The sequence below is a fragment of the Tyzzerella sp. An114 genome (assembly GCF_002161055.1).
GTDB lineage: Bacteria > Bacillota > Clostridia > Lachnospirales > Anaerotignaceae > Fimicola > Fimicola cottocaccae.
Genome location: NZ_NFLT01000003.1, coordinates 71,689 through 89,596, shown reverse-complemented (window position 1 = coordinate 89,596; position 17,908 = coordinate 71,689). Strand labels below are relative to the sequence as shown.

Sequence of the window (17,908 nt, the reverse complement as noted above, 5' to 3'; positions counted from 1 at the left end):
TATTTTCAATATTTTATTATATTTGTAATCATTTTTGTAATATTAAATAAAAAAGAGTAGTAAAATACTACTCTTTTTTTAAAAAATTATATCAGTATCCATATACAACAGTTACATTTGCTTTTATTTCAATATCATCATAAGTGATAGTTGTTGAAGGTGCAGAACCTCCCATACTTTCTTCAACAGCCATATCAGCCATAGCCATATTTTTTCCATAAACCTCATAAGAATTTGAGCTAGGTATTTCTGTAACGCTTACAGGGTTAGATATTGAAACACCAAGAGCTTCTCCAATGGACTTAGCACTTTTTGAAGCATTGACAACAGCTGATTTAAGAGCATCACCATAATACTTATTAGTATCTTCAACATAGAAGTTTACACCATTAGTTCTTGTTGCACCAGCATTTATAGCAATTTCCATAATTTCTCCGGCTTTATCAATCTGTTTTGTTGTAACAGTAAATCTGTTTGAAGCTGTATATCCTGTAATTTTATCTTCTTTTGTATCGCTGTCATAATAGTAATCTGGGTATACTGAATAGCCTGATGTTATTATATTTTCCTCGTTTATACCAAAATTTTTGAGAGCTTTTTTAACACTATCAGTAACCTTTGCATTTTCAGCCTGAGCCTCACTGTTTGTCTTTCCCTTTGTCTCAACAGAGAAAGAAATATCCGCAGTATCAGGTTTTACTTTAACAACTCCAGTACCAGAAACAGTAATTGTGTTTGGAACAATATCCCCAGCAAAAGCTATAACTCCTAAAGCTCCAAAGGTCATAACTCCTGCCAAAACAATGCCCAAAGTTTTTCTTAAAAGTTTTTTCATAATAAGTCCCCCTTTTATATTTTACGCTGTTTAATTTTTATAAATATATATTTCACAGCGATTTAAATTCTCATCAATAGCACTTATTTGATTTTCAATACTTTTAATCTGTTTTTCAAGTTCTTTTTTACTGTTTTCATCATTTGTATTTTTAATGTCTTCATTTATATTTGAAAGTTCATTTGAAAGATTATTATATTCTTTAGAATAATCCTTTGAACTTTCAGATACAGTACAGATATTTTTTGATTTTAAAGCTTCAACAAAATTTTTATAATCATTTGTGGACATTACAACAGTAGTTTTATTTTCTTCCTGAGAAATTGTTCCATTATATGTTTTTGCCAAATCAACAATAGTATTATAACTCTCATTATTTGTATTTATATCAGCAGAATAAACAGTATATGAATTTGGACTATTTACAGTCATAAGACCATTAGAAGGAATATTTCTCAAATCAAGACCTTCTGACATAAGCATATCCGGAGTATTTGATTTTCCTATATTTCCTCCTGAATATCCTGAAACTTCTGCTGTCTCTGATGAAACATTTTCATTATTTTCACTTAAATTTTTATCAGTATTTGAACTATTTGTATTATCTATAATTCCGTTTGTATCATTATTTTTAACATCACTACTTTTTTCTTTTGGTGTAATATTTTCATTATTAGGTGTAACTGTTTCTTCTGATGTTTCATCAATAGGTTCATTTGATTTTTCTTCAACATCATTTTCTTCTATATTTTTTGATGATTTTTCATCATTATCTTTCAAAACTAAATCAGTACTATTTTGTTCTGTATTTTCATTAATATTAACATCCTCATTTTCTAAAACAGAGGAAGGCATATTTTCATATTTACCATCTTTCATATTAAGAAGCCCTGCTTTAGTTCCTCCAACAATGAAAAGGGCAAATACTGCTGCAAACCCTATAAATTTATATACAGTTTTATATTTTTTATTTTTACGTATAGGAATTACTTTGGGATTTATCTCATTTTCAAGTTTCTGCATAAGTTCATTATGATAATTTTTAGGAAGTTCTTCCAATGGAGTCTCTCTAAGCTCTTTTACAGTTTCTTGAAGTTCTTCAAATTCTTTTTTACAATTTTCACATTTTTCAATATGCTCAAGAAGCTCTATTTTTTCGTTTTCTGAAATTTCCCCATCAATAAACATATTCATCAAACAAAAAGCATCTCTACAATCCATTTATCTTGCCCTCCTTTCATTTATATTGACGATATTATTAAATTTTTGTTCCCTATTTCCAATAATAATATTTTTAAGATGTAATCTAGCCCTTGAAATTCGTGACTTCACAGTTCCAATAGACAATCCTGTCATATCTGCAATTTCTGTATAGCTAAGACCGTGAATATCTCTAAGTACAATTATTGTTCTATGCTCATCAGAAAGTTTTTCAACGGATTTTATAATCTCATTTCCTGTCTCTTTAGATATAACAGCCTCCTCAGGAGAAGGAGAATTGTCAGCAAACTCTCTTTTAAAACTTCCTTCATCCTCCTCAATTTCGCTATCCATAGAAAAAGTTTCTTTACCTTTTTTCTTTCTAAGTTCATCAATACAAGCATTAGTTGTAATTCTATAAACCCATGTAGAAAAAGATGATTTTCCATCAAATTTATCAAGATTTTTATATATCTTTATAAAAACCTCTTGAGATATATCCTTTGCGTCCTCAGGATTTTTCAAAACCCTCAAAGCCACATTATAAACCTTCTTTTCATAGGAAAGTATAAGCTCCTCAAAAGAAGCCATATCTCCTTTTAAAGCCGATTTTATAAGGATATCTGTTCTCTCATCAGACATCTTTAAAAACCCCCTGTCTAATCATAATACATCACTTAAAATGTGACGTTAAAATAAAGAAAATTGTTCCATTTTTAATTTGTTTTATTAAAAAAAATATGTTGCAATTTCAAAATTACTGTGCTATTATATATAAGCAGTTAAATTTTGCCGGTGTGGCGGAATTGGCAGACGCACTTGACTCAAAATCAAGCGGAGAATATCCGTGCCGGTTCGAGTCCGGCCACCGGCAGTTTTAAAAAGAATTTCTAATAAATTTAGAAATTCTTTTTTTATTTCTATAATAAATATGAAAGAAGCAAATAACTTCTTTCATATAAAATAATCGTATCCCTTTTCTTTTTCCCAATCAACCAAATCTCTAAGAGTGTATTTATCAATAACACTTTTTATGGCATTGTCAAGCTCTCTCCAAAGTTTTAATGTTGTGCAATCACTTGCACGGTCACAATATCCCATATCTTCATCAAGACAATCAACAGGAGACATACTACCTTCTGTAAGTCTTAAAATACTTCCCACAGTGTAATTATCTGTACTTTTTGTAAGTCTGTATCCTCCCTGAGCTCCTCTTATACTTTTTATAAATCCAGCTTTTGAAAGTATAGAAGCTATACTCTCAAGATATTTTACAGAAATCTCTTGACGCTTTGCAATATCTTTAAGTCTTACAGGTTCTCCACTATCATTTATAGCTATATCAAGCATAAGTCTTAAGGCATATCGGCCTTTTGTTGAAATCTTCATTATAAAAACCTCCCCACTATTACTTAATGATACACACTATTTTAATTTATATCAATATTTAAAAATTAAAAAAAAGGAGGAATATTTTCCCCCTATTTTTATATATTTATAACTTTATATCACTTTATTTTAAACTGAAAACCTGATTTTATAGCCTTATGAGGACATGAAGCTTTACAATCTCCACATCTTATACATTCAAGGCTATTTATATTTTCCATAACTTTGACCTGCATACCACATACTTTTTCACATACACCACATTTTATACATTTATCTTCATCAATAGACATTGTATAAAAACTGTAACGGTTAAATACAGAATAAAAAGCACCTAAAGGACAAAGATATTTACAAAACGGTCTATACATAACTATTGAAAGGAATATGACCACAATAAGTATAAATGCCTTCCAACCAAAGAGAAAGCCAAGTCCATTTCTCAAAGTCTCATTTGTAGATATTAAAGGCAAACCACCTTCAAGAGTTCCAACAGGACAAATCCATTTACAGAAATATGGCGATGCAATACCGAATTTATTTGTCAATATAGCTGGTAGTATTATTACCATCAAAAAAGCTATAATATACTTAAATTTTACAAGTATTTTATGTATATTATAAGGGACTTTAAACTTTTTGGAAGGTATTTTATGTAGCAAATCCTGTATAAAACCGAAAGGACATAAAACCCCACAAACAAATCTTCCAAGTATAACTCCAAAAAGCATTATTATGCCGGCTGTATAGTATGAAAAACTGTGTTTTCTTCCACCTATAACAGACTGCATTGCACCTATGGGACAGGAACCTAAAGCACCGGGGCATGAATAACAGTTTAAACCAGGAACACAGAATGTTTTAAGTTTACCGTCATATATTTTACCTGCCATAAATCCTGTAACATATCCATTTGTAAATAGTGTGGCTAAAGTTTGAAATATATGTCTTTTTTTATTAACTGCCATTTTTTAACCAACTCCTATACATTCAAGACATATTTTTACTGCCTTTTGAAATACAAGAGCTTCCTCTCCTCTCTGTATACCTACATATATAAATAAAATTGATAAAACCAAAATTATATATTTAATATATTTACTCACTCTGACCACCACTTAAACTTTCAAGTCTATCCATAATAATATCTTTATAGGCATCTTTTATCTGCCCTTCTGGAGCAGGAACACCAACCTGTGCTTTACCTACAATTTCACCCTTTGAATTTACAAATATAGTATAAGGTATTGATGATATATTTCTTAAGAAATTGTTTTCCATATCAGCAGAAGGAATTATTGTTGTAAAATCACAACCACTTTCTTTTAAAATCTCTTTTGCAAAATCAGTTTCACTGGCACCATCAGTACAAATTGAAATTATATTTGTCTTTTCAGGTAATTCTTTGTAAAGTTCGCCTATCTCAGTAAGTTCAGAAAGACAAGGTCCACACCATGTAGCCCATATATTAACCATTGTTATGTCATAATCTGCAAATATATCCTGTGTAACAGTGTTTCCCTCCATGTCTTTTACCTCAAAAGATGAAAGGTCTCCTTGAACCTCTGTAATATCAACAATTTCAGGAGTAAATATACATACATTATTTTTAAGTTCATCAAGAAGTCCTATTGCTGTCTCAATGTCTTTTTTCTGTTCATCAGTAAGTGTCAAAGCTGAAATATCGTTGTTATATCCCCAATAATATATATTATCATCAGTTTCTGTAATAACTTCTACATTTGTATAAAGAGCTTTCCACATTTCAAAATTTTCGTCCATACCTGGTGCATTCTTTTCGTATCTCCAAACACCAGAAAGATAGAAAACATCACTTTCACTTATGAAATATCCAAGACCAAGAGAATATGGCTCTATGGCATATCCACCCATTTTTTGACTCTCTATAAGACTATAAATCTCATCAGGGTGCTTTATACCAAAACCAAAAGAAGGCTCTGCAATAGCTGTCTTATCTGTTTCAGGAGAAAAATCATTTCCACCTATTGTTTTCATTCCTGTTGCAGAATATTTTTCATTTATAAAAACTTCATCTTTTTTTGTAACAGCACTTGAATTATCATTATTTTTGTTATTACTACTATTACTACAACCTGAAATTGCTCCCACAGAAAGAGACAAAGCCATAAATATCATTAAAAGTTTTTTCATTTTTTACCTACCTTTCAAACAAATAATTTATTTACTTTAAAAAAGCTGAAAATTTAAAAATTTTCAGCCTTTTTGATATAACTATTTTATTTTAGAAAATTAAATTAATCAACTAAATTTTTTTAAAAAACTTCTATTGTGTATGAAGTTTTAAATTTCTCTCCTGGTTTTAAAATATTAACCCACTGTTTATTTGTTATTTCTCTGTCTGCCATAGCACTGTCACATCTTCCATACCAAGGCTCAATACATACAAAAGTATTATCAGAGTTCTCTTTTGACCATATTCCAACAACAGGAGCATCAAAATCAACTTTTATATAAGGTACTTTTTCCGGTGTGAGAAGGGATATACTCTTAACCTGACTATTTTCAAGTACAAGAGTGTTTCCGCCAAGTAAATCGTCATTTATCTCAAGAGTACCTTCATCAAGTTTTCTTACAGTAAATGTCTCATCAACATATCCGCTAGGTCTAAAATCTCTACATGATATTTCATCAACACCATCAAATTTTAAGAAACAACCTGTTGAATTTTCTCTGCTTGGACACATAAAAGCAGGGTGAGCACCTATAAAGAAAGGCATATCACAATCATTAGTATTTTTTACAGTCCATGAAACAATAACTTTATTGTCCTCAATTTTATAACCACATATAAGATTAAATTTGAAAGGATATCTTTCAAGTGTTTCCTCATTCTCTGTAAAAATAAATGAAACGGTCTTATCTGTGCTGTCATGGAGTTCAAATTCTGATGTTCTCGCAAAACCATGCTGCAAAACATTATATTCCTTTCCGTTATATGTATAAGTATTATCTCTCATACGTCCAACGAAAGGAAAGAGTACTGGTGATGAATATCCCCAATATTTAGGGTCACTATTCCAAAGATAGCTTTTTTTGTCTTTTGTTTTAAGTGATTTAAGTTCCCCGCCCTTTGAACTCACTCTTATTCTGATTTTTTCGTTTTCAAGTACATAGTCTTTCATTAGAAACACTCCTCTCTTTATTTTAGCTTTATATCTAAAAGATTTTTATTAAAAATCCAAAAAACCAAAAGGATTATCGTCACTACTGTTTATAAACTGCATAAGAAGGAGAGCACATTTCATAGCAACTTTTTCTTCTTTAAGAATTCTCAAAGCCTCTTTTCTGTCAACAATTTTTGTGTTTATAGTCTCTGTTGCTTCAAGCCACTCCTGTGAAGGTTCACCCTCTGCATATCCATAATATATGCTTACAGACTCATCAGTAAGACCTACACTTGTGTAGAAAGGTCTACTCATAGGACTTTCGCCATTATTTATAAGGCTAAGAGTCATACCTGTTTCCTCTTTAAACTCTCTTACAGCACAAAAAGCACCAGTCTCACCAGCATCCACAAGACCAGCTGGCATTTCATATATAAAGTCATTTATAGGGTATCTATACTGTTTTACAAGCACGATTTTTGAAGGGTCATCTTTTAAAACTGCATATATCATAATACCTTCAGGGTGATTTTCTTTTGTGACATATTTCATAGTGTCACCATCACCTCTTGAGGCAAAGTAATAATTAAAATTTTTACCATTTCTGTCAACAGCGTCAATCTGAAAAAGATTTAAAAACTTATTATCTGTAAGTTTTTTAATATTTTTATCCATCACAAATTCCTCCCGAAACATTTATAATTATATTATATTACACATTATGGCAAAATAAAAGAAGGAAATGATATATCATCTCCTTCATAAAATTTAAGAAATAACCTGATACAATGAACTATCCTCAAACAATGTATTTGCATTATAAAGGAAAAGAACATCTGTAATATTTTTATCTGTCATTATTTTTTCAACATCACCATAATAATATCTTGGGTCAACAACATATATATTTGAAAAATATGGTGTCAAGAAAGGAATAAAACAATTTGCATAGGAATCTTTAAAAATAAGAATATTTCTTCCACTGTCTGACATTGTTTCTATCTCTTTCATTCCGCTGTTTCCTCCTAAAAACACAGCGTAAGGCTCACTACTCGAAAGTTTTGTACTATCATATAATGAAGGTGAAACTTTTCCTGTGTCACTATCTGTAACTATAACCTTCTCTATCTGTGAAGGAATATAAACATTTATAGTGTCATCTTCTACCATATATCCGCTTTTTGACTCAAGAGTACCTGAAAAATCTGTTTTAACAGTATATTCTTTATAATTATCAAGAGAATACTCTATTTCTGCAACCTCTGCAAAGGACTCAAAAGCATATTTTGCCCCAAGTGTTGTCCAATGGTGGTCTGTTCTGTAATATATATACTCATCTTGATGACCACGCATTTTATCACATATATCAATAAAATTTACATCAGTAACAGAATTTGCCCACTGTTCAATCTGTTCTCTTTGATTTTCAACAGGTGCAAATTTAGGTAGCTTTTCACTCATAACCCATACACTATTTGGAACAATCATCATATACATATTTATGCCTTCATGTTTTTTAGCAAAATTACTTACAGCTTCTCTATTTTCATTATCATGTACTCCAAAAGAAGCTGTCTTTTCAAATAAATAACCATTACTGCCATAATATACACCATTAGACTCTCTACTTCCCAAAGTAAGCTCTGAAAATGAACGTATTCTCATGTAAAAATCTCTAAAAGCAAACTGGTCTGATAAATAGCTTTCAAATTTTTTCATAAATGTTCCATCAGCAATAGTCTCACCAGATATAGAAGGTGTTAACTGTAAAAGTCTATTTTCTCTATTGGAAAACTCTCTATCAGGAGCAACAAAATTTAATATTGTAATAAAAAAGACAGCAACAATAAAAATAATACCCATAAAAACACCTGTTTTAAGCTGTCTTTTTTTTTGTATTCTTCTATTCATAAAATATCACCTTAAAATCTAAAGTATAAGAAAGGATTATATGTATCTCCAACAAGATATGCCACTGCAACAACAAATATTATTATATGTAAAAAGCATATATAAAAAGCACATTTATTTTTTCTTCTCTCAATACATTTTTGCACAATTGCATATAAAAGAGGTGTAGAACATATGGCACATATAATAAGAGAAATTCCTCCTGTAATTATATAATATATCCCTGTTGTATCCCAAAGGGCTATATTATCAAATCCAAACATAACTCTAATATAGTCTATGGCTGATGTAAGGTCTTTACTGAAAAAGAATACCCAACCTATAATTACAACAATCATAGTATATATTCTTAAAACAATACTAGGCAATACATCAATAATATTTTTTAAAAAATATTTTTCTATTATAAGTATTACACCATAATATAAACCCCATACAACAAAATTCCAACTGGCACCATGCCAAAGACCTGTCAAAAGCCATACAGCAAAAGTATTTCTTATATGTTTATAAACACCCTTTCTGTTACCACCTAATGGAATATAAACATACTCTCTAAACCAGCTACCTAAAGATATATGCCATCTTCTCCAAAACTCTGTAACACTCTGTGACAAATAAGGATATCTAAAATTCGGCTTAAGTTTAAAACCAAACATATATCCAAGACCAATTGCCATATCAGAGTAACCACTAAAGTCAAAATAAATCTGGAATGTATAAGCCAAAGCTCCAATCCAAGCTGTCAATGATGACATCTGACTTAATGGAATAATACTTTCAAATATAACACCCATTCTATTTGCCAATAACACTTTTTTAAATAATCCCCATAAAAAATAAAAAGAACCTGTTCCAAAATTTTCAAAGGACTCTTTTCTATTTTTAAGCTGATAATCAATGTCACTATACTGAACAATAGGACCTGCTACAAGCTGTGGAAACATGGCTATATAAACACCAAAGGACACTATATTTTTTTGACTTGCAACTTTTCCTTTATACACATCAGCTATATATGAAAGTGCTTGAAATGTATAAAATGAAAGTCCTATTGGTAAAGGAAGGTCATGACCTGAAATATTTAAACCTGTAATTGAATTTATATTGTCTATAAAAAAGTCATAATATTTAAAAAATCCAAGTATAAATAAATTTACAATAACTGTAAAAATAAAAGTTCTTTTTGCTCTTCTTCCTTTTTCTTTAAGTGCTCCTATATTTAATCCCATAAAATAGTTAAACACTATACTGTATATCATAAGAATTATGTATACAGGTTCACCCCATGCATAAAACACAAGGCTGAATATAAGCATTATAATATTTCTAAATTTTTGGGGAACAATGTAATATACCCCTAAGAGAACTGGAAGAAATAAAAATATAAATATAATACTACTGAATACCATTTAAAATACTGCCCCTTTTATTTCTTTATTGTATTATAAAAAGCGTCATAAAAATTCTGGCTATCAGGAGACACAGCAAACAGCACATAAACACCTTCAACTGATATAACACTATCATTCAAAAGCTTTGTCTGTTCAACTCCATAGCCTTCAAAACTTTTTAATTGCTTTTCTTTTCTATCATTTACAGCTGTCTCAAGAGAATTTGCTTGCTCTTTAGATAAAGCTTTTACAATTAAAATTTCTCTAACGTCCATTGTGTCTTCTCCCTTAAGGAGCATAACGCCTTCATAATCATCTCTGTTTATGCCATAAAACTCTTTTATTTTAAGGCTGTCAACTTCTGTCATTCCTTCTGTATCTCCTGCACTTTTAACATTTTGAACCAATGTATCAAAATTTACATTTTCAACCTTGGAAGAAGAAATAAAGCCTGAAATCATAACAAAAAGCCATACAACAAGTACACATTTAACAACAAACCATTTCATAATAAAAACCTTTCCAAAAAAAATTAAATTCCCGCATATTTTGCCATATTATCGAGCCATAAAGGGTAAAAATCATATTTTAAATGTATACCGTCATTTTGATATATATCTTCCATACCCTCAATAAGACCGCTATTATCTATAAATACAGCTCCAATCTCATCACACATGGCTTTGAGTCCTTCATTATAATCATCTATATGTAAAAGATATTCATTTTTTTCAATAGCTTTTTCCTGCACAGGCATAATATTATTTACAAATATTTTTGTATTAGGAGAATTAGATTTTATTTCTTCTATCCTCTCTTTATAAAAACCTATAAATTTATCAGTATTTCCCCTATAATATTCCAAATCATTCATACCAAGAGAAATAAAAATATTTTGAGGATTTCTAGATATGGCATTGCTAACCTCTGTCTGTGCCTTAGACACAACCATGCCCTTTTGTGCAATAACATTTGAGCTAGAAAGTATACCATAATCAATGAGACCTTCTGCTATTGAGTCTCCTATTATAACTGATGAAGCAAATCTCTGACCATATGTAAGGTTTGAAAAATCTTCTGATGCAGGTGGAGCAAAAAGTTCATTTTGAAACTCATCAATTTCAGCTTTAACAACATCAGCATCAGCATTCTCCATAGTTTCCAACATAAAAATGCCCTCTGATACAGCCTGTTTACTTCCCTTATTATTTTCATTTTTTCCAAATATATTAAAAATCAGAACTGCAACTATAACAAAAGTAGCAGCACCAAGCAATTTAAATTTCAATAATAACACCATCTTTCAATTAAGCTTCATATTTTTATTAGATGTAAAAAACATATAAAAAGTTTCATAAAAACAAAATTTTAAAACTTATGTAACATTATTTAATAATATATTTCAAAAAAAGTCATTTTACGATAGTATTCAACAAAAAGACCTACCTAAATATAATATACTAAAAAATTATATTTGCAACTTATATTTTAAAATATACAAAAATTACTTTTATACAGAAAATTATTTACAATAAAAAAAGATACTCAAAAGAGTATCTTTTTATTAATTAAAAAATTATCCCAAAGCTACATCCAAAATCATCATTATAATAAAACCTATCATAACTCCCATTGTTCCTGTATTTGAATGTTCTCCCAAATGAGCCTCAGGTATAAGTTCTTCAACAACAACATACATCATAGCTCCTGCCGCAAAACTTAAAAGCCATGGCATAACAGGTGTAACACTTCCCGCTATTATAACAGTTAATACTCCAAATACAGGTTCTACAAAACCAGACATAGCTCCCATAAAAAATGATTTTGATGTTGACATACCTTCCTGTCTTAAAGGTAATGATATTGCAGCTCCTTCAGGAAAGTTTTGTATTCCCATTCCCAAAGCTAAAGCTATTGCAGGAGCAAAAGCCCCTTCTCCTCCTTGCTGTGCACCTAATGCAAAAGCAAGACCAACAGCCATTCCCTCAGGTATATTATGTAATGTTACAGCTGACATAAGAAGTGTATTTCTCTTAAAAGATGATGATACACCTTCAATAGTGTCTTTTCCTCCTGCCAAATCAGGGTGTATATGAGGCAAAATATTATCAAGTGCTAAAAGAAATAATACTCCCAATATAAAACCGCCTGTGGCAGGAACCCAACCTATATATCCCAAATTTTCAGACATTTCTATGGAAGGAATTATAAGTGACCATACAGAAGCCGCTATCATAACACCTGCCGCAAACCCTAAAAATATTCTATTTATATTCATGCTCAAATTTTTTCTAAATATAAAAACCATTGCTGAACCAAGGGCTGTCATAAAAAATGTAAAACCAGTTCCTTTTATAGCCCAAATCAAAGAATTCATCATATTATATACCTCCTTTTAAAAAAAGTTAGCTTAATCTAACTTTTATATTATAAATATAACATACTGTATAAATATTGTCAACAAAAAAAGACGGTAAAACCGTCTTAAAATGTTCCAACAAAAAATTTTACAGCTATGAAAAATAAAAATATACCTATGTACAGTGGAATTTCTTTTTTTACATTACTTAGAGCTTCAGGGTCATCAGATTTTTTAATATCAATCCATTTAACAACAATTATTTCCAAAGCCCATATTATCCAAGCTACAAAACCTATATATCCCCTACCCAAAAGAGCAACGGCAATTATAATAATCTCAAATATTTTAAGTTTTTTGCTGTCCATATAAGTATCCCTCTTTTTTTATGATTATGTATTTTTAATGTTAGCACAGTGTGTTTATACAGTCAACGAATATATATTTTTATTTCAAAAGTGAATAAAACTGTAATTTTTTAAGGAAAATACCATAAAAGGCAGGTGTATTTAATGGATATTTATATAAAACCTAAAAGGAAAATACTTATAATAGGTAAAAAAGCAATATATTTAAAGGACATAGGTGAAATTTTTGTATCAGGAGGAGTTTCAAAAGATATAGAAAATATAATTGTCACCACAATAAACTCTGAAAAAGACTGTGAAAAAGTTATATCAGTAATGGATATTGTAAAAGCTATAAATTTAAAATATCCAAATGCAACAGTTTCAAATTTAGGGGAAATAGATACTTTAATTGAATATCAAATAAAGTCAAGAAAAGCCGGTGGATTTATTGAGACAATAAAAATATTATTTGTATCAGCTGTACTTTTTGCTGGTTCTATAACTGCAATAATGAGTTTTCATGCTGATGCAGAGATACCTAAAATTTTTGGAAATTTCAGCTATATGCTTTCAGGAGAGTACAAAGAAAATAATCCTATTATAACTGTACCCTACGGAATAGGATTGGGAGTTGGTATAATAGTATTCTTTAATCATTTTTCAAAAAAATACATCACAAAAGACCCAACACCAATAGAAGTTCAAATGACAACCTATGAGAAAGAGACCACAGATAGTATAATAGCAACTCTTGAAAAGGAGGAGAGAAAAACTGAATAGTATTTTTAATAATATTTTAAAAAACATTATAATGGCATTTTTCGGACTTTCATCAGGAGTTGTAATATCGGGTGGTGTATTTGCTTTTATAGCAATGATAGGAATTGTTCCAAGAATGGCACAAAAAACTAAAACAGTAAGTAGAATACCTCTATATGAAGATATTATTGTTATAGGGGGAATTTTAGGTACAATATTAACATTCGTAAATATTAATATAGGAAATTTTAAAATTTTACTTCCCATATTTTCATTTTTAACAGGAATATTTGTTGGAGTTTTGGCAATAGCCCTTGCTGAGGTTTTAAATGTAATGCCTGTATTTAGAAGGCGTTTAAGAATATTAAAAGGAATATGGGCTTTTATATTAGCCATGGCATTGGGTAAAATGGCAGGAGTTTTTATATCTCTTTTTTAAATAAAATAAAGGGCAGAATATATTCTGCCCCTTTATTATTTATTATTATTATTCAATATTTATTCTTTTTTTGTCTAATCCCTCAAAAATATAACGTCTATTTCTCATAAACATTATAAATGTAACTGTTGCAGCTGTTAAGTCTGAAACTGGCTCTGCGAAGAAAACACCTTTTGAACCCCATATATAAGAAAAAGTTATAGCTAAAGGTGCAAGCAATATAATTTTTCTCAAAAGTGCAAGGAAAAGAGAAACTTTAGCTTGACCTGTTGCAAGGAATGTTTGCTGGCAAGATGTCTGTACACCCATAGCAACAACCATAAAGAAATATGTTCTCATAGCTGGAACTGTAAAAGCTATAAGTTCTTCACTCTTTGTAAATACCTTTGATATTAAAGGAGAACCAAATACAGTTACAACCCAAACAACAGCTGTCATACATATAGCTGTCTTTATAAAAAGTTTAAATGTTTCTTTAACTCTTGAATAGTTTTTAGCACCAAAATTATAACTTACAATAGGCTGTGCACCCTGTCCAAGTCCCTGTAAAGGAAGGAATACAAACTGCATTACACTAGATATTATTGTCATAGCACCAACAGCAATATCTCCACCTGTTCTCTGTAAAGATGTGTTTAAAACTATATTTATAAGACTTTCTGTTCCTGTCATCACAAAAGGAGAAAGCCCCAATGATAATGCAGGAATGAGTATTGATTTTTTAAGTCTGAAATTTTTCTTTTTAAGACGCAATTTAGTCTGTTTTCCAAAAAGAAATGCCATAACCCAAACAGCAGATATTGTTTGAGAAATAATTGTGGCATAGGCTGCACCTTCTACTCCCATATCAAAACCATAAATAAATATAGGGTCAAGTATTATATTTGATATAGCACCAATCAAAACAGTTTTCATACCAACCTTAGAAAATCCTTGAGTATTTACAAACATATTCATACCAAGAGTTAAAAGTACAGGCAATGTTCCCCAAAGATATATTCTAAGATACTGTGATGCATAAACTATTGTGTTGTTACTGGCTCCCATAGCATATAATATAGGTTCTCTAAAAATTTGAAAAACTACTGTTATAACAATAGCCGCTATTATAAGCATTATAAAGCTATTTCCCATTATGTTTTCAGCTGTATCATTATCGTTTTTACCCATATGTATGGCAGCTATTGGAGCAGCTCCCTGTGCCATAAGAGAGGCAAAAGCCATAATGATAATTATTACAGGGAAACAAAGCCCCAAACCTGTAAGAGCAAGGTCACCATTTTCAGGTATATGCCCTATATACATACGGTCAACTATATTATACAGCGCATTTATAATCTGTGCTGTAATTGCAGGAACAGACAGTTTTAATAAAAGTTTACCAACACTGTCCTTTCCCAAATCAACGGATTGTTTATCCATTTTTATTCCTCCTTGTTTTCAATTATATCTATATACTCATCAAGAGTATTTTCAAAAATCTTTACAGATTTTTTTAATTCCTTTAAACTTTCAATATCATTCCATATAGTCATAGTCAATACATTATAAAATCTTGTAACAGAACTATAAAGCATTTGAGGAGTATCATTAGTAGATAGTTTTTCTATAAATTCTTGACCTTTTTCAGTTATAGTATAAACCTTTCTTTTTCCGTCCTGTCTAAAAGATATTATACCAAGCTCCTCCAACTCCTTTAAATGAGGATATATTGTACCACTGGAAACCTTTATACCCTTCTCACGGCAATATCTCATAAAACTGTATCCTGTCAACTCTCCATATGAACACATATATTGTAATATATTCATTTTTATAAAAGGAAACTTCAAAAAAACACCTCCTATATCTATTCCGATATATTTTAACAGATATATTTTTTATATTCAATACAATATACGACCTACATTATATTTTTACTCAAAAAAATACATAAACGGATAAATCCGTTTATGTATTTCAAATTCCTCTAAGTCTTTTTAAAGACTCTTTTATCTTTCTTTCAATACCATTTTCAGTTGGCTCATAATACACTTTGTCTAAAAGCTCATCAGGTAAATACTGCTGTTTTACATAGTGTCCCGGATAATCATGGGCATATTTATATCCTATATGACCTAATTCAGAAGAACCGCTGTAATGACAATCTTTTAAATGAGGTGGAACAGTTTTTATACTTACATTTTTAACATCTTCCAAAGCCTTATCTATTGCCAAATATGAAGCATTGCTTTTTGGTGCACAGGCAATATAAGTTACAGCTTGAGCAAGTATTATACGACTTTCCGGCATACCTATAAAATTTACAGCCTGTGCCGCCGATACAGCCACCTGTAAAGCATGAGGGTCAGCATTTCCCACATCTTCCGAGGCACATATAACAATACGTCTTGCAATAAATTTAGGGTCTTCTCCTGCATATATCATTTTAGCCAAATAATATATAGCTGCGTCAGGGTCAGAACCTCTCATACTTTTAATAAAAGCTGATACTGTATCATAGTGATTGTCACCGTCTTTGTCATAATTTAATGCCCTTTTCTGTATGCACTCCTGTGCAATATTAATATCTATATGAATTTTATCATCATCATTTTTTTCTGTTGTAAGTACAGCCAATTCAAGGGCATTTAAAGCTGTTCTTGCATCTCCATTTGATACATCAGCCATAAAATCCAAGGCTTCCTCTGTTATATCACAGTTATAAATCCCCATTCCTCTTTCTTTGTCATACAACGCCCTTTTTATTATTGTCTTTATATCATTTTTTGTAAGAGGTTTAAGCTCAAATATAATGGAACGAGATACTAAAGCTTTATTAACTTCAAAATATGGATTTTCAGTTGTTGCACCTATAAGTATAATTGTTCCATCTTCTACATGAGGAAGCAATGAGTCCTGTTGAGATTTATTGAAACGGTGTATCTCATCAATAAAAAGTATTGTCCTTTGTCCTGTTGCTCCCATGTCATATTTAGCCCTGTCAACAACATCTTTAATGTCTTTTGTTCCTGACGTTGTAGCATTAAGCTGTGTAAATATACTTTTTGTTGTGTTTGCAATTATTTTTGCCAAAGTAGTTTTTCCTGTCCCTGGTGGACCATAAAATATTACAGAACTTATTCTGTCAGCTTTTATAGCTCTATACAAAAGACAACCTTTTCCCACAATATGCTCTTGACCACAAAATTCCTCAAGAGTTCTAGGTCTCAATCTTGAAGCTAAAGGAGACTCCTTCTCCATACTTTTTTGTCTGTTGTATTCAAATAAATCCAATACAAATCCCTCCAATCAGACAAAATATTTATTTAATATATAGGCAACACCATTTTCAACATTTGTAGGAGCAATCTCATCAGCATTTTCTTTTACAATATCCTTTGCATTTCCCATAGCTACACCTAAACCGGCTGATTTTAACATATCAATGTCATTCATGTCATCACCTATGGCTATAACCTCATCTATTGATACATTAAAATAATTGCAAAGCTCCAAAACACCTCTCTCTTTTCTTATGCCTTTTCTATGTATAAAAGCATAGTTATCCCAAAGATTATCACGTATTTCAATGTCTTCCATACCATTTTTACGTATTTTATCACAAACTTTCTGAACAGTTTCTTTTTCCCCTCCCAATACAACCTGATAAAGAGGTTCTTTGAGATTTAATATTTTATTGAAATCATGATAAAAACGTATTCCTCCAATGTAGCTTTTTATAAAACCTTTTAAATTGTGTTCATTAAAAACATCATATTTGTAATACTCTTTACTTTTAAAATATTTATGATACATATAACCGTCAGAAATTTCTATCATAAGAGGTTCATCTTTAGCCGCTTCTATTATAAAATTTTTTTCATCAAGAGTTATAGCAAGGTCATTTGTTATCTTTTTTTGTTTCAAATTATAAAGTAATGTACCATCTATACAGGCAAAAGGAACTTGTGTGTCTGTCTTTTTTGCAACAGGTATTGTTTTTGTTATGTTTCTTCCTGTACATAAAGTTACAATATACCCTTTTTTTCTAGCTTCCTTTATAGCCATTATATTTTCTTTTGATATAGTACCAAAATTTCCTGCAAGCGTACCGTCTATATCAATAACAGCCATTTTATACATA

21 protein-coding genes and 1 tRNA gene are annotated in these 17,908 nt (G+C 30.5%); 3 read left to right on the top strand and 19 right to left on the bottom strand.

Annotated elements, in window-relative coordinates:
* Positions 1-91 precede the first annotated feature (91 nt).
* The 3 genes from B5E58_RS03675 to B5E58_RS03665 are packed head-to-tail and all read right to left on the bottom strand — an operon-like array spanning position 92 to position 2,677.
* Positions 92-835 carry an SIMPL domain-containing protein gene (locus B5E58_RS03675; protein ID WP_088108339.1) on the bottom strand — a complete coding sequence of 248 codons (744 nt, stop codon included), beginning with the start codon at positions 833-835 and terminating at the stop codon, positions 92-94.
* A 30-nt stretch (positions 836-865) separates the two neighbouring features.
* Positions 866-2,056 (bottom strand): anti-sigma factor family protein, encoded by a 1,191-nt coding sequence (locus tag B5E58_RS03670; RefSeq protein WP_088108338.1) that lies wholly within the window; start codon positions 2,054-2,056, stop codon positions 866-868.
* Positions 2,057-2,677 (bottom strand): RNA polymerase sigma factor, encoded by a 621-nt coding sequence (locus tag B5E58_RS03665; RefSeq protein ID WP_088108337.1) that lies wholly within the window; start codon positions 2,675-2,677, stop codon positions 2,057-2,059.
* A gap of 149 nt (positions 2,678-2,826) precedes the next feature.
* On the opposite strand from B5E58_RS03665, the gene B5E58_RS03660 reads away from it, so the two are divergent.
* A tRNA-Leu gene (locus tag B5E58_RS03660) sits at positions 2,827-2,909 on the top strand.
* A gap of 80 nt (positions 2,910-2,989) precedes the next feature.
* On the opposite strand, the gene B5E58_RS03655 is transcribed toward B5E58_RS03660, so the two are convergent.
* The 12 genes from B5E58_RS03655 to B5E58_RS03605 all read right to left on the bottom strand — a co-directional run bounded on the left by B5E58_RS03655 (position 2,990) and on the right by B5E58_RS03605 (position 12,602).
* Entirely contained in the window at positions 2,990-3,424 is a 435-nt protein-coding gene (locus B5E58_RS03655) for an RrF2 family transcriptional regulator (RefSeq protein ID WP_088108336.1), read from the bottom strand.
* A gap of 119 nt (positions 3,425-3,543) precedes the next feature.
* Complete coding sequence (locus tag B5E58_RS03650; RefSeq protein ID WP_088108335.1) at positions 3,544-4,392, bottom strand: 4Fe-4S binding protein; 849 nt, start codon at positions 4,390-4,392, stop codon at positions 3,544-3,546.
* Between the two features lie 3 nt (positions 4,393-4,395).
* Positions 4,396-4,530 carry a CD1871A family CXXC motif-containing protein gene (locus B5E58_RS13870; protein ID WP_275532714.1) on the bottom strand — a complete coding sequence of 45 codons (135 nt, stop codon included), beginning with the start codon at positions 4,528-4,530 and terminating at the stop codon, positions 4,396-4,398.
* Positions 4,523-5,596, bottom strand: coding sequence for a TlpA family protein disulfide reductase (locus tag B5E58_RS03645; RefSeq protein WP_088108334.1), 1,074 nt, complete (start codon positions 5,594-5,596; stop codon positions 4,523-4,525). Before B5E58_RS03645 ends, B5E58_RS13870 begins: the two co-directional genes overlap by 8 nt.
* 122 nt (positions 5,597-5,718) lie before the next feature.
* A complete protein-coding gene (locus tag B5E58_RS03640) occupies positions 5,719-6,588 on the bottom strand; it encodes an aldose 1-epimerase family protein (RefSeq protein WP_088108333.1) in 870 nt (289 codons plus the stop codon).
* Positions 6,589-6,636: 48 nt separating this feature from the next.
* Positions 6,637-7,245, bottom strand: a complete 609-nt coding sequence (locus B5E58_RS03635; protein WP_088108332.1) for an NUDIX hydrolase — start codon at positions 7,243-7,245, stop codon at positions 6,637-6,639.
* Positions 7,246-7,338: 93 nt separating this feature from the next.
* Entirely contained in the window at positions 7,339-8,481 is a 1,143-nt protein-coding gene (locus B5E58_RS03630; RefSeq protein WP_088108331.1) for a DHHW family protein, read from the bottom strand.
* A gap of 11 nt (positions 8,482-8,492) precedes the next feature.
* Positions 8,493-9,893: an MBOAT family O-acyltransferase gene (locus B5E58_RS03625; RefSeq protein ID WP_088108330.1), complete on the bottom strand. Its 1,401-nt coding sequence runs from the start codon at positions 9,891-9,893 to the stop codon at positions 8,493-8,495.
* A gap of 17 nt (positions 9,894-9,910) precedes the next feature.
* Complete coding sequence (locus B5E58_RS03620) at positions 9,911-10,384, bottom strand: DUF4358 domain-containing protein (protein ID WP_088108329.1); 474 nt, start codon at positions 10,382-10,384, stop codon at positions 9,911-9,913.
* Positions 10,385-10,407: 23 nt separating this feature from the next.
* Entirely contained in the window at positions 10,408-11,163 is a 756-nt protein-coding gene (locus B5E58_RS03615) for a GDSL-type esterase/lipase family protein (protein WP_158097656.1), read from the bottom strand.
* A 288-nt stretch (positions 11,164-11,451) separates the two neighbouring features.
* Positions 11,452-12,255, bottom strand: coding sequence for a ZIP family metal transporter (locus B5E58_RS03610; protein ID WP_088108327.1), 804 nt, complete (start codon positions 12,253-12,255; stop codon positions 11,452-11,454).
* 104 nt (positions 12,256-12,359) lie between these two features.
* On the bottom strand, positions 12,360-12,602 hold the full coding sequence (locus tag B5E58_RS03605; RefSeq protein WP_088108326.1) for a hypothetical protein: 243 nt from the start codon (positions 12,600-12,602) through the stop codon (positions 12,360-12,362).
* 144 nt (positions 12,603-12,746) lie between these two features.
* On the opposite strand from B5E58_RS03605, the gene B5E58_RS03600 reads away from it, so the two are divergent.
* Both B5E58_RS03600 and B5E58_RS03595 read left to right on the top strand, forming a co-directional pair.
* Positions 12,747-13,364 carry a stage V sporulation protein AA gene (locus B5E58_RS03600; RefSeq protein WP_088108325.1) on the top strand — a complete coding sequence of 206 codons (618 nt, stop codon included), beginning with the start codon at positions 12,747-12,749 and terminating at the stop codon, positions 13,362-13,364.
* Between the two features lie 31 nt (positions 13,365-13,395).
* The gene (locus B5E58_RS03595; protein WP_088108324.1) at positions 13,396-13,782 is read left to right on the top strand and encodes a stage V sporulation protein AB; all 387 of its coding nucleotides are present in this window, start codon (positions 13,396-13,398) and stop codon (positions 13,780-13,782) included.
* A gap of 48 nt (positions 13,783-13,830) precedes the next feature.
* On the opposite strand, the gene B5E58_RS03590 is transcribed toward B5E58_RS03595, so the two are convergent.
* The 4 genes from B5E58_RS03590 to B5E58_RS03575 all read right to left on the bottom strand — a co-directional run bounded on the left by B5E58_RS03590 (position 13,831) and on the right by B5E58_RS03575 (position 17,907).
* Positions 13,831-15,204: an MATE family efflux transporter gene (locus B5E58_RS03590; RefSeq protein WP_088108323.1), complete on the bottom strand. Its 1,374-nt coding sequence runs from the start codon at positions 15,202-15,204 to the stop codon at positions 13,831-13,833.
* Positions 15,205-15,206: 2 nt separating this feature from the next.
* Positions 15,207-15,614, bottom strand: a complete 408-nt coding sequence (locus B5E58_RS03585; RefSeq protein ID WP_088108322.1) for a PadR family transcriptional regulator — start codon at positions 15,612-15,614, stop codon at positions 15,207-15,209.
* 127 nt (positions 15,615-15,741) lie between these two features.
* Entirely contained in the window at positions 15,742-17,058 is a 1,317-nt protein-coding gene (locus tag B5E58_RS03580; protein WP_088108321.1) for a replication-associated recombination protein A, read from the bottom strand.
* A 15-nt stretch (positions 17,059-17,073) separates the two neighbouring features.
* Positions 17,074-17,907: an HAD family hydrolase gene (locus B5E58_RS03575; RefSeq protein WP_088108320.1), complete on the bottom strand. Its 834-nt coding sequence runs from the start codon at positions 17,905-17,907 to the stop codon at positions 17,074-17,076.
* Between the last annotated feature and the right edge of the window lies 1 nt (position 17,908).

What these genes read in the sequence shown, in the direction of transcription:
- B5E58_RS03645 (WP_088108334.1), bottom strand. Translation starts at nt 5,596, where the DNA reads ATGAAAAAACTTTTAATGATATTTATGGCTTTGTCTCTTTCTGTGGGA.
- B5E58_RS03620 (WP_088108329.1), bottom strand. Translation starts at nt 10,384, where the DNA reads ATGAAATGGTTTGTTGTTAAATGTGTACTTGTTGTATGGCTTTTTGTT.
- B5E58_RS03610 (WP_088108327.1), bottom strand. Translation starts at nt 12,255, where the DNA reads ATGATGAATTCTTTGATTTGGGCTATAAAAGGAACTGGTTTTACATTT.
- B5E58_RS03665 (WP_088108337.1), bottom strand. Translation starts at nt 2,677, where the DNA reads ATGTCTGATGAGAGAACAGATATCCTTATAAAATCGGCTTTAAAAGGA.
- B5E58_RS03635 (WP_088108332.1), bottom strand. Translation starts at nt 7,245, where the DNA reads ATGGATAAAAATATTAAAAAACTTACAGATAATAAGTTTTTAAATCTT.
- B5E58_RS03590 (WP_088108323.1), bottom strand. Translation starts at nt 15,204, where the DNA reads ATGGATAAACAATCCGTTGATTTGGGAAAGGACAGTGTTGGTAAACTT.
- B5E58_RS03675 (WP_088108339.1), bottom strand. Translation starts at nt 835, where the DNA reads ATGAAAAAACTTTTAAGAAAAACTTTGGGCATTGTTTTGGCAGGAGTT.
- B5E58_RS03655 (WP_088108336.1), bottom strand. Translation starts at nt 3,424, where the DNA reads ATGAAGATTTCAACAAAAGGCCGATATGCCTTAAGACTTATGCTTGAT.
- B5E58_RS03595 (WP_088108324.1), top strand. Translation starts at nt 13,396, where the DNA reads ATGGCATTTTTCGGACTTTCATCAGGAGTTGTAATATCGGGTGGTGTA.
- B5E58_RS03575 (WP_088108320.1), bottom strand. Translation starts at nt 17,907, where the DNA reads ATGTATAAAATGGCTGTTATTGATATAGACGGTACGCTTGCAGGAAAT.
- B5E58_RS03650 (WP_088108335.1), bottom strand. Translation starts at nt 4,392, where the DNA reads ATGGCAGTTAATAAAAAAAGACATATATTTCAAACTTTAGCCACACTA.
- B5E58_RS03605 (WP_088108326.1), bottom strand. Translation starts at nt 12,602, where the DNA reads ATGGACAGCAAAAAACTTAAAATATTTGAGATTATTATAATTGCCGTT.
- B5E58_RS03600 (WP_088108325.1), top strand. Translation starts at nt 12,747, where the DNA reads ATGGATATTTATATAAAACCTAAAAGGAAAATACTTATAATAGGTAAA.
- B5E58_RS03640 (WP_088108333.1), bottom strand. Translation starts at nt 6,588, where the DNA reads ATGAAAGACTATGTACTTGAAAACGAAAAAATCAGAATAAGAGTGAGT.
- B5E58_RS03630 (WP_088108331.1), bottom strand. Translation starts at nt 8,481, where the DNA reads ATGAATAGAAGAATACAAAAAAAAAGACAGCTTAAAACAGGTGTTTTT.
- B5E58_RS03670 (WP_088108338.1), bottom strand. Translation starts at nt 2,056, where the DNA reads ATGGATTGTAGAGATGCTTTTTGTTTGATGAATATGTTTATTGATGGG.
- B5E58_RS03625 (WP_088108330.1), bottom strand. Translation starts at nt 9,893, where the DNA reads ATGGTATTCAGTAGTATTATATTTATATTTTTATTTCTTCCAGTTCTC.